This window comes from Listeria aquatica (assembly GCF_014223975.1).
In the GTDB taxonomy this organism is placed as follows: domain Bacteria; phylum Bacillota; class Bacilli; order Lactobacillales; family Listeriaceae; genus Listeria; species Listeria aquatica.
The window spans coordinates 183,577-198,050 of sequence record NZ_JAARRM010000004.1 but is presented as its reverse complement, the minus strand read 5'-3'; the positions used below and the strand labels follow the sequence as shown (position 1 = coordinate 198,050).

At 37.3% G+C, this 14,474-nt stretch carries 19 protein-coding genes; 1 reads left to right on the top strand and 18 read right to left on the bottom strand.

All coding sequences use genetic code 11. The annotated features are described in order from the left end of the window. Positions 1 to 71: 71 nt before the first annotated feature. From HB912_RS10735 to HB912_RS10670, 14 genes are all read right to left on the bottom strand, one after another. Positions 72 to 578 (bottom strand): hypothetical protein, encoded by a 507-nt coding sequence (locus HB912_RS10735; protein ID WP_185374468.1) that lies wholly within the window; start codon positions 576 to 578, stop codon positions 72 to 74. Between the two features lie 18 nt (positions 579 to 596). Beyond that, positions 597 to 1,826, bottom strand: coding sequence for a pre-toxin TG domain-containing protein (locus HB912_RS13380; RefSeq protein WP_185374466.1), 1,230 nt, complete (start codon positions 1,824 to 1,826; stop codon positions 597 to 599). Between the two features lie 149 nt (positions 1,827 to 1,975). Beyond that, positions 1,976 to 2,374, bottom strand: a complete 399-nt coding sequence (locus tag HB912_RS10725; RefSeq protein WP_185374464.1) for a hypothetical protein — start codon at positions 2,372 to 2,374, stop codon at positions 1,976 to 1,978. Next, positions 2,349 to 2,618 (bottom strand): DUF3130 family protein, encoded by a 270-nt coding sequence (locus HB912_RS10720; protein WP_185374462.1) that lies wholly within the window; start codon positions 2,616 to 2,618, stop codon positions 2,349 to 2,351. The genes HB912_RS10725 and HB912_RS10720 overlap by 26 nt, the downstream gene beginning before the upstream one ends. Before the next feature lie 59 nt (positions 2,619 to 2,677). Next, on the bottom strand, positions 2,678 to 2,971 hold the full coding sequence (locus tag HB912_RS10715; protein ID WP_036070427.1) for a WXG100 family type VII secretion target: 294 nt from the start codon (positions 2,969 to 2,971) through the stop codon (positions 2,678 to 2,680). Between the two features lie 182 nt (positions 2,972 to 3,153). Then, entirely contained in the window at positions 3,154 to 3,486 is a 333-nt protein-coding gene (locus HB912_RS10710) for an arsenic metallochaperone ArsD family protein (RefSeq protein WP_185374460.1), read from the bottom strand. Between the two features lie 10 nt (positions 3,487 to 3,496). Further along, a complete protein-coding gene (locus HB912_RS10705) occupies positions 3,497 to 3,775 on the bottom strand; it encodes a hypothetical protein (RefSeq protein WP_185374458.1) in 279 nt (92 codons plus the stop codon). 759 nt (positions 3,776 to 4,534) lie between these two features. Beyond that, a complete protein-coding gene (locus tag HB912_RS10700; protein WP_185374457.1) occupies positions 4,535 to 4,768 on the bottom strand; it encodes a hypothetical protein in 234 nt (77 codons plus the stop codon). A gap of 655 nt (positions 4,769 to 5,423) precedes the next feature. Continuing rightward, the gene (gene rplS, locus HB912_RS10695; protein ID WP_036070431.1) at positions 5,424 to 5,768 is read right to left on the bottom strand and encodes a 50S ribosomal protein L19; all 345 of its coding nucleotides are present in this window, start codon (positions 5,766 to 5,768) and stop codon (positions 5,424 to 5,426) included. Positions 5,769 to 5,907: 139 nt separating this feature from the next. Next, positions 5,908 to 6,654 (bottom strand): tRNA (guanosine(37)-N1)-methyltransferase TrmD, encoded by a 747-nt coding sequence (gene trmD, locus HB912_RS10690; RefSeq protein ID WP_185374455.1) that lies wholly within the window; start codon positions 6,652 to 6,654, stop codon positions 5,908 to 5,910. Further along, a complete protein-coding gene (gene rimM, locus HB912_RS10685; protein ID WP_185374453.1) occupies positions 6,654 to 7,172 on the bottom strand; it encodes a ribosome maturation factor RimM in 519 nt (172 codons plus the stop codon). The genes trmD and rimM overlap by 1 nt, the downstream gene beginning before the upstream one ends. 9 nt (positions 7,173 to 7,181) lie before the next feature. Further along, on the bottom strand, positions 7,182 to 7,568 hold the full coding sequence (locus tag HB912_RS10680) for a YlqD family protein (RefSeq protein WP_185374451.1): 387 nt from the start codon (positions 7,566 to 7,568) through the stop codon (positions 7,182 to 7,184). A 113-nt stretch (positions 7,569 to 7,681) separates the two neighbouring features. Beyond that, complete coding sequence (locus HB912_RS10675) at positions 7,682 to 8,185, bottom strand: YdcF family protein (protein ID WP_185374448.1); 504 nt, start codon at positions 8,183 to 8,185, stop codon at positions 7,682 to 7,684. Between the two features lie 51 nt (positions 8,186 to 8,236). Next, positions 8,237 to 8,977 carry a gamma-glutamyl-gamma-aminobutyrate hydrolase family protein gene (locus tag HB912_RS10670; RefSeq protein WP_185374447.1) on the bottom strand — a complete coding sequence of 247 codons (741 nt, stop codon included), beginning with the start codon at positions 8,975 to 8,977 and terminating at the stop codon, positions 8,237 to 8,239. Positions 8,978 to 9,195: 218 nt separating this feature from the next. Here HB912_RS10670 and HB912_RS10665 point away from each other — a divergent pair, with 218 nt between their 5' ends. Then, the gene (locus tag HB912_RS10665) at positions 9,196 to 12,015 is read left to right on the top strand and encodes a bacterial Ig-like domain-containing protein (RefSeq protein ID WP_185374445.1); all 2,820 of its coding nucleotides are present in this window, start codon (positions 9,196 to 9,198) and stop codon (positions 12,013 to 12,015) included. Positions 12,016 to 12,071: 56 nt separating this feature from the next. Here HB912_RS10665 and HB912_RS10660 read toward each other — a convergent pair whose 3' ends face one another. The 4 genes from HB912_RS10660 to HB912_RS10645 form a co-directional block, all read right to left on the bottom strand. Then, the gene (locus tag HB912_RS10660) at positions 12,072 to 12,302 is read right to left on the bottom strand and encodes a KH domain-containing protein (protein ID WP_185374443.1); all 231 of its coding nucleotides are present in this window, start codon (positions 12,300 to 12,302) and stop codon (positions 12,072 to 12,074) included. A gap of 16 nt (positions 12,303 to 12,318) precedes the next feature. Beyond that, positions 12,319 to 12,591 (bottom strand): 30S ribosomal protein S16, encoded by a 273-nt coding sequence (gene rpsP, locus HB912_RS10655; protein WP_036070445.1) that lies wholly within the window; start codon positions 12,589 to 12,591, stop codon positions 12,319 to 12,321. A gap of 141 nt (positions 12,592 to 12,732) precedes the next feature. Continuing rightward, the gene (ffh, locus tag HB912_RS10650; RefSeq protein WP_036070448.1) at positions 12,733 to 14,088 is read right to left on the bottom strand and encodes a signal recognition particle protein; all 1,356 of its coding nucleotides are present in this window, start codon (positions 14,086 to 14,088) and stop codon (positions 12,733 to 12,735) included. A 12-nt stretch (positions 14,089 to 14,100) separates the two neighbouring features. Next, entirely contained in the window at positions 14,101 to 14,412 is a 312-nt protein-coding gene (locus HB912_RS10645) for a putative DNA-binding protein (protein WP_420911917.1), read from the bottom strand. Positions 14,413 to 14,474: the final 62 nt, after the last annotated feature.

Sequence of the window (14,474 nt, the reverse complement as noted above, 5' to 3'; positions counted from 1 at the left end):
CATTGATTATCAGTCTTGTGATTGAGTGCCTTATTCATTTAGTTTCTATGCTCAATTTAACTAAATTCAATTTAGCCTTTTATACTGTCATTAATTTCTGACCACTCTTCCTCTGAAAAGTCGGAAAATCCCATTCCAATAATTTTATTCTCTACATTCAAAAATAAAGATAAATGCTTGGACATTTTAATAATTGAATCCAGGTTTTCTTCATTTAATTTGAAATATAAATTTTTGTTCCCTCTAAATATGTTAAAATCTGCTTCTTTAGTTACAATCGTGTTTTCGGAAAAAATATCTGTTTCAATTACTGGATTTTTCTCTTCATATTCCTCAATAGAGAAATTAGAGTCTTCAATATCATTAATAGATGTGAATACAACTTCTACAATTTTCTGTGTAATAGAGTTAATTTTAACTTCAATAAATGACTCATGTTCATTAATAAACCTATAGTAATACAATTCTCCTAAATTATGTTTATCATCATTTTCTGGAAAAGAAACTGTAACCGGAACATAGTAGTCTACTTCCATGTCATCTTCAATTACTTTATTTTCATAACTTTTAACTTTCATAATTTGCTCCCTTCAAAGTTAAGGTAGATAAACAGCATGTTTTATAACTGGTAATTGTCCTACTTCTCTAGGTGGACTAAATATCAATTCCCAATTATCTATCACAATTTTAGTATCAAATTTAATCTCTGTAAAAGTTGCTTTTTCAACAGCACCTTGAAAACTTCTTAACAATTGTTGTTCGGTGAGTTTTCTACCATGTGATAAATTCCTAGTTGAATATTCTACCATGTGCTTAGTTCCATTAGGATTCACCCATAATTTTTCTCCATTAGCATTGATTTCAAAAGATTTAGGAATAGTTGTTCCTGCTCTTGGAGGCTGGGTACCTTTAATATCATCCCAAACAGTTCCAGTACCCCCACTAACTTTCTTACCAACTTTTCCTTCAACCATTTTATCAGGCGTTTTAAGCTGGCTTAGCTCGACATCTTTCAAGATTTTTTTCCCGTTTTTCATATTCTTCAAGATTTTCAAAGCTGTCGCTTCCGAAACAACCGTTAGAAGGAACATCAATGATGAAACGGCTTGTTCATTATGGGTGATCTTTTTGCCTGTTAAGGGGTCTATCCCGTCTACCATTCGGATATAATCATTGATCCCTACAACCTCTTTAAAGAAATCTTTCGCTTGGTCCATTTCTGCTTTTTTCTGCAATTGATTAAACTTATCAGTAGCTTCAGGATCATAAAGCCCATTTTTATACAGACGATACTCATAGGTATAGCCGTGATCCGTTTTGACGGCGATGCGTTGTACTTCATAATGATCCTTTTGACTCGCATTATAACTGCTTAGTTCTTTATAAAACTTTTCTTGACTAAAGTCAACCGATTGATATGTGTGAGAAGAAGCATCGTATGCCCCATCTTTTTTCAAGCGATCAAGGTAGGTATCAATATTGTCCCATGTTTCACTGACTGCTGAGAAGTCAGAAGCATGACTCGATTCAAAACGCCGATAATCTTCTAAAACTTGAATATCTTTATTAATATCTTCCATGGCATTGTCAAAACTCTGCCCAACGGAACCAGAATAACCACTTGCCACATACGATTGCGTAATTTTACTTTTCATCAACTCAAGCACTTGCGCTTTTGAAGCTTTAACGGTTTTTAACCGATCATTCAAATCCTCTAAATCGGCTGTATCTAATTTGTTTTTAGGTGATCCTACTTCGCTCTCAAAAGCAGCGAGGTACTGTTCAAAACGTTCTCCAAAATCGGCGAGGGCATTAAAGGTATTCACCGAAATGTTGTTTGGCTGAGTCCCAACTCTTTCCTTTTAACTTGTGGGTTCCTTCAAACTCTTTCACTTCCGTTTCAAATTTCCCAAATTTATGTAAAATCTCGAGTCTAGCATTTTGTGTCATCTCTTTTGTAGAGGACAGTTCACTTTTACTTATCCTTGGCATAATCATCACTCATTTCATTCTTTTGAGCTATTTGGTACTCGTTTTCAAGCATGGAAACTTCTTGTTTTAATTTTTGAATATATGCCTCGTAACTCTCTTTCATATCCTGAAAAAGATACCGATGCCCTAATTCTTCGTGGTATAACCGATCCATGCGTTGTTCTTCCATTTTTCTCGCTCGCGTTCCCTCACTAAAGAAAAGAACTTCCTCTCTTAACTGCCGTTCTTTTCTTGTCCAATCTGTAAGTTCTTCCGAGAGTTGATCGATTTCACGCGCTTCCTTTTCGATATCTGATAATTCCTCGTTTTTTTGCGTCAGCTCTTTCTTGAGTCGAAGTACGTGGTCCGTTATCCCGTTATCCCCCATATTTTTTTGCCTCACTTGCATCCGTCTTTTCGAGTGCATCACTGATGTTTTGGATGGTTTGACTATCTTTTTGAACGTGTGTCGAAAACTTTTTCACAATCGCTTCTGAATGCTTTAAAATTTTTTTGATATCTTTCACAGCCGGACTATTTGAATAATCAATTTGAACGACGGGTTTGAATTCCATATCCGTTTGTTCCTGAAAATGATCGGCAAAAGCCTTGGCGACATCTGAGTTATTTTTAATTTCTTGGCTCATCTTCCTAACTCCTCTTAAAAAAAGATGATATGCACCGCATACCACCTTCCTTTTCATTCTTAAAATCCAAAGTTTTGAGAAAGTTGTTGGTCTTGTTCTTCCACAGCGCTGGCCGTTTTTTGAAGTTGTTGTTCAATTTGGTCCATCAAGTTCGCAAATTCCGTTACTTTTGGTTTTAACTGATTGAACTGGTCGTCAAAGCGTGCGAAGGCTTGTCCTTCCCATTCGCTCCGAAGTTGTTCTTGCAATTGAGATAAGCGTTGTAGCATTTGCTCGATATCTCGTGCGCTTGTTCCGTAGGTTTTCGCACGGTCACGCAATTCTGCTGGGGTCATTCTGATTTGTCCAGACATAACATTCATCTCCTCTTTCTGTATTATTTTCTAATAAATATAATATAGCATATTTCCAAAAAGAAATTGTGTCGAATTTATGAACTTTTTAGCGAAACCTATACAAAAAAGCCTCACCCTTTAGGTGAGACCCATCTGACTCCTCTTTTAGAACCATTCAAATAACATACCTCTAAAACAGATTATTGACTATCGATTTGAACATCTAGTCCAATTTCGAAAATCTCTTCTAATTCTTCATTAGTTAGTAAACTTCCTTGTTTAATTATCTTACCGTTTAGCACTACAATTGGTAAAATGTTAAGACCATTACTGTCAATCTGATTTTTGACGATTTTTCTATGCTGAAAAACATAGCTATCTTTCTCGTAGAAATACAAGGTTACATCGGTTTCTATCCCTTTCATCGAAAGATACGCATCTCGAAATTGTTCATTCATTAAGCTCCTGAAAACTTCCATCTCAACTTCATACTTTTTATCATTTTTATAGCAAAAGTATTCTAATTTTATCATTTTCCTAGAGTTACTCCTCCTGCTTTTGAACTGGCTGTTCCCGGTTCCATTCGTGTCCAATATTGTGTACTAGCACTACATGTAAGATATCTTTTCTTACCATAATAATTAAAATAAATACCCCGCCATAACTTTTAGGAGACTTATAAGGAAGCACAGATGACTTTTTAGATTTTGAATCATAAGTCAACTTCGTATTTAACCCATAAAAACCTGATTTTGTCGCAGCAATTATATAAGCAGTGTATCCTGTTGTATTATTAATTTTTTTGTTGATGCTGTATACCAAATCACATTAACAGATCTTGTGGCAGCAACTCCGTTTTGTGGCATATCAATTACAGTGGTAGTGTAATATTCTTGATTATCATCAAAATCTACTTTTTTGAAAAAAGCTTTAATTTCTCAAGGCTTTTTGACTCAAAGAATTAGCCGTTTAACCACACAAATACTCCTAGACATATCAGGTGTTTCAATCATTTATCAAAATACTGTCATATCAAATTTTTATACCTAAGATAATTCACCCATAAGCAACTGTTCTTTTATTTTTTGCTCTTCGAAAAAACAATATTGGGAGAGTCAGTCCACTTTATCAATACTTTGTCTCCCTCTTCTTTTTTTGACACTTGGAATGATTGCAATAGAATATATGAATGTAGAAATAATCAGATTGCTAACTTCAAAGTTTTTAAGTAGCTTTGTTCCTAATGTAAAAATGACTATAAAGAAAAGTATATATCCCATCCACTTTTTATAATTCAATGTCAACAACTCCTAATCAGTCATTACTTCCTAACTTTTTGATAACTAATTTTAACGGGACCCTTCCAAGACTTCTTATTGTTTGTAAATTCATCAATGACTTTATAATAATGATAGTTTTTATCTGATCTCTTATAAATTGATTGTCTCATATACTTATAAGTCTTAACCAATCCACTAAAAAATGTCGTTCCTATTGCTCTAGCAACAGCATTTTCCATCGGAACAGATGCTAGACCACCAGCTACAAGTGCTCTATATCCTAAGTTCGTTCCACTATGATTTAAATTAACAACGTTCCTAGACACAAGACTGTACTTAGACCCTCCAGCCTTGTCTGATTTGAAAACAGTACAATTTCTCCTGCTGGTTGTATAACCTTCAAATCGCTGCCTATTGATTGACTTTCATCTGCTGATGTTATAACAGCTTCCCCACTTGATGCAAATGATGTAGCTGGGACTATACTTCCAAAAATCAAAAAAACAGTTAATACTACAACAAAATATTTTTTCATGTTCATTCCTCTTTTCGTTGTTTGATATTTGTTGCAAAAAAAGTATAGCATAAAAATATTCTGAAAAGGGAGAAAAGTAATGAAATGTCTGATTATCATCGCGAATGACTAAAAATCATTAGATTTTATATTTTTTAGGATGTTAATTTGAATATTAGATTTTTATTGTTTCTAATTTTCATCTTTTAAACATAAAAATAACCTTATCCGAAAGGACAAGGTTTTGGAACCATTCAAAATAACATACCTCTAAAACAATCGTACCGGAAGCTTATGACTTGCTTGTGTTTTGGAACCATTCAAAATAACATACCTCTAAAACCTCGGAAGTTTTTCCATTGTTTCGTAATCGCAGTACTCGTTCCTAGCAGAACTTCCATTCTGATGGTTCCTTTTTGATTTAATTCCGACTCTCTCTTGCCTCTATCATAAAGCTTAGCTGTGTAAAAAACAAGTTTATTCCTTAGTGTTCCATTAAAAAACGGCGTCGTACAAACTCGAGTTGAATACAAAAGCAGTGAAACGGCTGAATAAATTTACTTACACGTTACTAAAAGGGGAAAACATTGAACGTTTATAAAAATTTTCCCTTTTATAGAAATCTAATCAAATTTTAGAGTAAGCAAAAACCCTTGATTTCTCAAGGGTTTTAAGCTTAACGAATTTCTTTAATACGAGCCGCTTTACCGCGTAGGTTACGCAAGTAGTAAAGTTTCGCACGGCGAACTTTACCGCGACGAGTCACTTCAAGTTTAGCAATACGCGGAGTATGTACAGGATATGTACGTTCCACGCCTACACCGTAAGAAATTTTGCGAACTGTAAATGTTTCGCTGATTCCAGATCCGCGGCGTTTGATAACAACACCTTCGAAAATTTGGATACGTTCGCGCGTACCTTCGACAACTTTCGCATGAACACGAACTGTGTCACCGGGACGGAAAGCTGGGATATCAGTTTTTAACTGATCTTTAGTAATTTCTTCGATAAGTTTATTCATCTTATTCTCTCCTCCAACCAAATATTCTTACGTTTATAATGAACGAAGCGGAATATCGTTTTCATTCTGGATTACTCCAGACACTCATATAGGTTACCACAATCTCGTTTGTCTGTAAAGGGCTTTTTCTTGCAAGAAACTAGGATTCTGTCTTTTCTATTTCTTTTTTTAACTCTTCAAGCCATGTTGCTTCTTCTTTACCAAGCGGGTAGTCCTCAAGCAAATCCGGACGTCGTATCAAAGTACGCTTTAAAGATTCTTTTTGGCGCCACTTTTCAATTTCTGCATGATTGCCGCTAAGAAGCACATCCGGCACTTTCATCCCGCGAAATTCAGCTGGTCTTGTATAATGCGGATGTTCTAGCAAACCACTTGAAAAGGAATCATGAACTGCAGAGCTCGCATTACCAAGCGCTCCTGGAAGCAAACGAACAATGCTATCAGTCATCGCCATTGCTCCAATTTCACCGCCTGTTAAAATGTAATCTCCAAGGGAAACTTCATCCGTCACAAGATGTTCACGAATGCGTTCGTCATATCCTTCATAATGTCCACAAATAAAAATTAGCTGCTCTTCTTTTGCCAGTTCTTCCGCCAATTTTTGATTGAATGGTTTTCCTGCTGGATCCATCAAAATTACGCGCGGTGCCTTCTCTTGTAATTTGACAGCTTCTACCGCATCAAAAAGTGGTTGCGCTTTTAAGAGCATCCCAGCTCCGCCGCCATAAGGATAATCATCAACAACTTGATGCTTTCCTTCTGCAAATTGTCTGAAATCCGTTACCTGAATATCAACAATTTGCTTTTCGATAGCTTTCTTTACAATCGATTCCGATAAAATTCCTCTAAACATCTCAGGGAAGATCGATAGAATATCAATTTTCATCAGTCAAGTAGCCCCTCCATCGGTTCAATTACAATTTCCTTTTTCTGAACGTCTATATTCTTCACAACATCTGCAATATATGGAATAAGGAGTTCCTTTCCTTTTTCTTGCTTCACGACCCATACATCATTCGCTCCAGGTGTGAGAATTTCTGTGATCTTCCCTAATTCTGTGCCGTCCGTTTTATAAACTGTACAACCGATAATCTCATGAAAATAAAAGGCGTTCTCCTCAAGCTCATCCAAATCTTTCTCCGAAACTTTTAGTAAACCTTCCTTCATGTTTTCCACTTGATTAATTCCGTTGTAACCTTCAAAAGTCAACAAATCAAAGTTTTTATGCGTTCGATGCGATTTGACAATCAATGTAACCGGTTCTTTTTCATTTTTTCGGAATAAAAATAACTGGCTTCCCGGCTCGTAGCGTGCCTCTTTAAAGTCTGTTCGTGAGATAACACGGACTTCTCCCATCAAACCATGTGTATTAACAATTTTTCCTACATTATACATTTTTTCCATAGTCCACCTCTATCGTATCTCTGTCACGATGCCGTCTGTTACAACAATCGTCTTATCAAAAAAAGATTCATCCCATCTGTCCCCAACTGAAATTTCAAGGATCGCTTCCATTTCACGTTCGCGAATTTCACTTCCAAGCGGAAGAATTTCAAGTTGTTCCATCTGGAAATCAACCAGTTTTATTTTTTCTTTGCGCACCTGCATTTCCTGCTCAAAGTAATCGCTCACTTGCTCTTTTTGATACCTATTTTTATGCTCTACTTTCTTTTGCTCAAACAAAAGCTGTTCGCGTTCCTTTTCAAGCAATTTACGCTGTTCGCTATAATAAGTGAGTAACTCAGCACGACTTTTTTCAGTTAACACTTGCTTCACCGTGATTTTCTGAACGATTTGCATAGTTTCCCTCCCACGAACATGAGTTTATATCTATATTCTATCAGTTCCATACGGGATTACAAAGCTTTTTTATTAGTCACATAAAAAAGCATGACTGATGGCTAGCAATTCTTTCAAATAGTTTTTATAGCGTTTGCGTGACTTCGATTTTGCCGCACTACCAGAAGCACGAATATGCAATCGTTTTGCAAGAAACAACGCTCGAAACATATGATGATCACAAGATCGTTAAACCCAAATCTTTTTTGTGAAAACAACAGGTTTTCTTTTGTTCGACTTGATTTTACTTCCGTGCGGATGCACGTACTTGGAATGCCTTGTGCTATGAGGTATCGCTTCATGACGACTGCTTCTGGCTCGCTTTCATCTGGTCCTTGTCCACCACTCACGATAATCTGGCTTTCCGGATAGCATTTATGCACGTGGACTGCATGATCTAGACGTTCTTTTAGCATTTGACTTGGATAAGCAGGCTTGCCTTTTACTTTTGCGCCAAGAACAAGCAGTGTATCTGGATGACTGCTTGGCTTTTTTCGTGAGCCGCGATACATCAACCCGGCAAGGACGAACAAATAGACAGTAGGCATTAGGAGAAAGGCTAGTAAAAATTTTTTCATTTTTAAGTCTACCTCCTCGTTTTCATGGAAAAAGACAAGCTATTTTTACGCTCATCTTTTTACTTGGTTCTTCTTCGTTTCTTCGACAAAAAGGAAAAACAAGGCTTCACTTTCTGGATCTTTGCTATACATCAATTCCGGGTGCCACTGCACACCAAGAAGCCAGTTCCCTGTATTTTTTCCTTCAACGGATTCAATCATACCATCTTTGCTTCGACTTGTGACTTCAAGTTTTTCGGCTACTCGCTTGATATATTGGTGATGTAAGCTATTCACACGTTTTTCAACCGAATGCACACTGGCAAGCATACTTTCAGGATGAATATCAATCGTGTGTGAACCAAGCTGTTCATCCACATTTTGCAAATGTTGCAACAGATCGGGCGCTTTAACATGTGACCCGTCTTGATAAAGGGAGCCACCAAGGGCAACATTAACAAGTTGCATACCGCGACAAATGGCTAAAATAGGCTTCCCAAGATGCATCGCTTCATCTACTAAAGCAATTTCTGACTGATCTCGCGGTGGGAAATAATTACCGATTTCTGGGAGAGGCTCTTCTCCGTAAAGCTGTGGCGTAATGTCTTGTCCACCTGTCATCAAAAGTCCGTCAACCATTCCCATTGCTTGCTTTGCACTTTCAGGATCGCTGATTGGGATAACAAGTGGTAAGCCTCCTACTTTTTGAATGGCTTCCACATATCTTTGCTGTGTATAGGTTACGCGATGGCCATAAAAAATATCGGCTCCTTTAAAAAGTGCATTTCCAGTGATTCCTATAACAGGTTTCATTTTATTACCCCCTATTCAATTCATTCATTATTGTAACTTATTTCCACCAAAAAGGCTCCCGACTTGCCTAAGCTCATGAAGCGTTAAGTGGCAAGTATCATTTTCATCTTTTATTTTTCGTCAACAATTCATCCATTTTGTGTAACTTAGTTGCATTTCTATTCGTTTTGAAATGATTATACTAAACTTGTAAATTAACAAAAATGGAGGAGATAATTTTGACAGCAAAGACTTGGCTAAAACTACTTCCAATCTTGTTGATCTTCAGCATAGGTTTATTTTTTATTCCTCACCTATTCGCGGAAAATGGACAGGTTGATGACTTAAAACTAGTATTGCCAGAATCCAGTGTTACTCAAGGGGAGGCCTTTCCTCTTCAAATTACTGATACAAATCCTAATGAACAAAAAATTTATCTACCTTTGCCTGAATCATTTGAATACATAACAGTTGATAATAATCAAGCTGCGGTTACCTATGATAAATCAAATCATCAATTAGTTATTGACTGGAAGCAACAGAATGCTAAAAAAACAGCTACTCTCTATCTGAAATCAAAAAAAGCAGGTCAAATTCCAGTAAAAATCTTTGCTACACGGGTAGATAAAAAGGTAGAATCTAGTCCTGTAACAATTAAAGTTCAACCCGAACAAACTAATGACGACACTAAAGAAGTAGACTCCACATTTAATGCTATGAGTACGAAGCCACTTGATTTATCTCTACCAGATATTTATTCTATTAGCAATGGCTATCTTCAAGCTTTTGACAATGAAGCACTCATTCAAAATAGAATTGTGCTAAACGGTGAGGTTCCTATCAAAGGATTGAACAATCAATTAGGTTGGTACAATAATAAACTCTATGCATTAGGGCATGCTGGGTCTAAATTCACTTTATATGAAATTAAAGGAGACGGCTCCTATGTACAAACAAGTGTTGGTAATACTCCTTGTAAATTATTTGTTGGTGGAGGAACGTCTAAAAATGGTATTTATGTAGCAATTATTACTAACTCGGACAACATTCCCCAACTAGTTTCAGTCGATGTCAAAACAAAAAAATTAATTCAAGTAAAAAATATTTCTTTTCTTGCACCTGAAGATAAAAATAAACTCACAATGACTGGAGATATGGCATTTGATGGGGATGGCACTCTCTGGAAAGTTTCTTACAAAAAAGTAAATGGCGTTTTAACAGATCAGTATCTGCAAAAAATAGATATTCAAAATGCGAAGGTTTTAAAAACACTTCAGTTAAAAATTCCTTTCGTTGTGGATGCAAATTATGGCTATAGTGGTATTGCTTTCTTATCAAATGGAGATATGTTGCTAGGCAGTGGAGTTTACGGGAGAGGAACCTTTTCAAAGGTTAATATGGCTACTGGTGAAGTGAGCCTCGTAGGTGCTAAACTCGGTAACTATGGGACTTATGATCTTGCCTCTCCATTTTATCCTTACTTTAATACCCGTCTTACTCTTTCAATGCAATCTATTCCTACATCAGGAACAGACGTTTATCAAAGAAAAGAAATTGAATATGTCATGACTATTAATAATTTAGGGAACCTTGCTTCGAGTCATTCCAGTTTAACTGCATCACTCCCGGCTGGTACAGAATATGTGCCCAATAGTACTCTTTTAAACGGAAAGAGCATAAAAGATAGTGAGGGGATGAGCCCATTGTTTTCTGGCATGGAAGTTGCTTCTAAAGATTCTCTTCCTGGAATTATTAGCAAAAACCATCAAGGGATTATTAGTTTTAAAGTGAAAGTGAAAGGCAATACTCCTCCAAGCTCTATTGTAACCAATCAAGCAACACTTTCAGCCGAAAATACGGATAGCGTTCAATCTAATGTGGTAAAAAACACAGTTTTACTCAATCAAACTGATTTAGTAGTTAAGGATTCTAACATAAAAATTGGACAATCTTGGACTCCCGCAGATAACTTCATTTCCGCAAAAAATCCAGATGGCTCTAGAATTCCATTTGATTCTCAAAAAATTCAGAGTACTGGAAAGGTTAATACACACCAATTGGGAAAATATACTATTACTTATCAAAATCAAGATGTATCCAAAAAAGCTACTGTTACAGTTTCTGCCCTTCCAGCCCCAACCGCAAAATTTTCGCTTACAGTAAATAATCAGTCTGCTACACCGGAAGATCAAAGAATTTTACTTGGAGACACATTGACGCTTCAATATCAATTGCAGAACCCGACTAGTAATTCTGGGTTCCGACCGGGAGAAGCTAAATGGCTCATTCCGCTTCCTACTGGAGTTGAACCCATGAAATTAAGCGATTCCGTTACTTTGACGGGACCAAAAGGAGCGAGTAAGCAAGTAGCTTGGCCTTCACTTTATGATGCTAAATCGCGAACAATAACCATTGATAGTCGAAATTTTGATCAAAATTGGTTGAAGCTCATGCCAGATAATCCTCTTACTTTAAAATTCAACGTAAAAGTAGACCCGACGGATGCCGCGCATATTGTGGGCACGAAATTAAGTAGCACACCTAGTATGACAGGAATAGATTATAATGGAGATCAACTTACTCTAAAAAGTTCAACTCCACTTGCTTTTGGACCTATTTATTCGGGTTCTTTGCAGTTCCATCAGGTGCCTAGTACACTCGCTTTTAAAAATGGTTGGATCAAAAATTTCACGACTGAACTGCCTCGCGAAGATCCAGACTGGAAAATTGTAGTAGAAGACACTAGGCGACGAAGCAACGGTTGGAATAACAATTGGCAAGTTACAGCGAAACAACTTTCTCCTTTTGTAACTAAACAAAATGATCTTTTATCCAATATCTTAGTCTTCAAAGGTGCTACTGCGACCGCAAAGGAACAGATCATTGGTGAGAAGGCTTCTACGCTTGTCTTTAAAGGGAAGAGCAGTTCTGCAGATTTCTATGACGTCTTTTGGGATAAAAATCAAGGCCTCTTTCTCAAGATTCCACCTGGCAAAGCAAAGGCCAATCAAGTTTATCAAAATGTAATTGAATGGAATTTGAGCGATGCCCCGCTATAAAATAAAAAGCTACTTTTCTTCTAAATGTTTAGAAAAAAAGTAGCTTTTTTGTGAATTTAGTCGATGATTTCAAGACGAACTTTTTTGTCAGCTTTCTGACCAGCTGCATAAACTAGTGTTCGAATAGCTTTGGCAATACGCCCTTGCTTCCCGATCACTCGTCCCATATCTTCTTTATTCACGGACAATTGATAAAAGTAAGTGGAGTCTGTTTCCTCAGCGTGGAGCGAAACGTCATCCGGATGGTCAACAAGCGGCTTAACGATGGCGAGAATTAAATCTTCCATTCGCAACTAGCCTCCCTTATTTCCCAAGTTTTTGATTATGGAATTTTTCCATGATTCCTTTGTCAGACAACAAGTGACGAACTGTGTCTGAAGGTTTTGCACCATTATGCATCCATTTCAAAACGGATTCTTCATCAATTTTAACTTCTGCTGGATCTACAAGCGGATTGTAAGTTCCAAGTGTTTCGATCGAACGGCCGTCACGTGGGAAACGTGAATCAGCAACTACGATACGGTAAAAAGGTTTCTTATTTGAACCCATGCGTTTTAAACGAATTTTAACTGCCATTTTTAATTACACCTCCATAAAGTCTTACACAAGTATATATATTACCAGTAAAGGATTTGTTTGTAAAGTGTTTTTTCTTTACAGACTGAATTTTTTCTTCAAAAGAAAAACGAAGCTTGGGTAGCTTCGCCTTTCTAATTGTTAAAATGGCAGTTTGAAATTGCCGAATGGATTTTTCTTCTTTCCTTTTCCGCCCGTACCACCTGACATTTGTTTCATCATTTTCTTCATTTCATTGAATTGCTTGAGCAAACGATTGACTTCTTGAATAGGTCGACCACTTCCTCGTGCAATACGCTTCCGACGATTAGCATTGATGATATCCGGATTATCCTTTTCCATTTTTGTCATAGATTTAATAATCGCCTCAATATGTCCAAGCTGCTTATCGTCCATTTGAAGGTTATCCATGCCCTTCATTTTATTTGCACCAGGAATCATCTTGAGAAGCTCATCAAGCGGCCCCATTTGCTTCACTTGCTGCAACTGATCGAGAAAATCATCGAACGTCATCGAATTTTCACGAATTTTTTGCTCCATTTCGCGCATCTTTTCTTGGTCAACGTCTGTTTGCGCCTTTTCAATGAGAGACAAGACATCGCCCATTCCAAGAATTCGCGAAGCCATCCGGTCTGGATGGAAACTTTCGAGGGCTTCCATTTTTTCGCCTGTACCAACAAACTTGATGGGTTTTCCAGTCACAGAACGAATAGATAGAGCGGCCCCACCACGTGTATCGCCATCAAGTTTTGTTAAGACAACGCCAGTTAAGCCCAACTGTTCATTGAAGCTTTCTGCCACATTAACCGCATCTTGCCCTGTCATGGAATCCACGACTAGCAAAATTTCGGAAGGGGAAGCCACTTCCTTTACCTTCTTGAGCTCATCCATCAGTTCTTCATCCACATGGAGTCGCCCAGCCGTATCGATTAGTACGTAGTCAAGGTGCTCTTCTTTTGCTTTTTCAATAGCTTGTTTAGCAATCTCAACTGGACTTACTTGATCGCCAAGAGAGAAAACGGGCATATTTAACTGCTTACCTAGTGTTTCTAACTGCTTGATCGCTGCTGGACGATAGACGTCGGCTGCAACAAGTAAGGGTTTACGATTATATTTTTTCCGTAACAAATTCGCAAGTTTCCCAGTTGTTGTGGTTTTACCTGCCCCTTGCAAACCAACCATCATCACGACAGTTGGTGGCTTATCGGCTACTTCAATTTTACTTTCTTCACCGCCCATCAAATTCGTAAGTTCTTCCTGTACGATTTTAATGACTTGCTGTCCAGGTGTTAAACTCTTCATTACATCAGAACCCACTGCTCGCTCACTAACCGTTTTGATAAAGCTTTTTACTACTTTAAAGTTTACATCGGCTTCAAGAAGAGCAAGTCGGACTTCGCGCATCATTTCTTTTACGTCAGCTTCCGTTACTTTTCCTTTGCCGCGAATTTTATTCATTGTTTCCTGAAGTCTTCCAGCTAATCCTTCAAATGCCATAAAATCGGCCTCCTAATCAATCAATTTCAACTCGTTGAACAAGGCTTCTACTTCTGCATCTTGTAAACCTGCTTTCAAGTATGCTTCTTCGAGTTTATGAAGCACTTGTTCACGTTCGATATATTTTTTTAACATTCCTAGCTTTTCTTCATAGTTTTCAAGGCTTTCTTCTGTCCGTTTGATGTTATCATACACGGCTTGCCTGCTAACTTCAAATTCTTCAGCGATTTCTCCAAGTGAAAAATCATCCAAATAATAAAGAGAAAGATAAGCTTTTTGCTTTTCCGTTAACAAACCTTCGTAAAAATCAAATAACATGTTCATTCGGGTAGTCTTATCAAACAAACGAAACACCTCTTCCTTGTTCTAGATTACGTGTTTAGTCA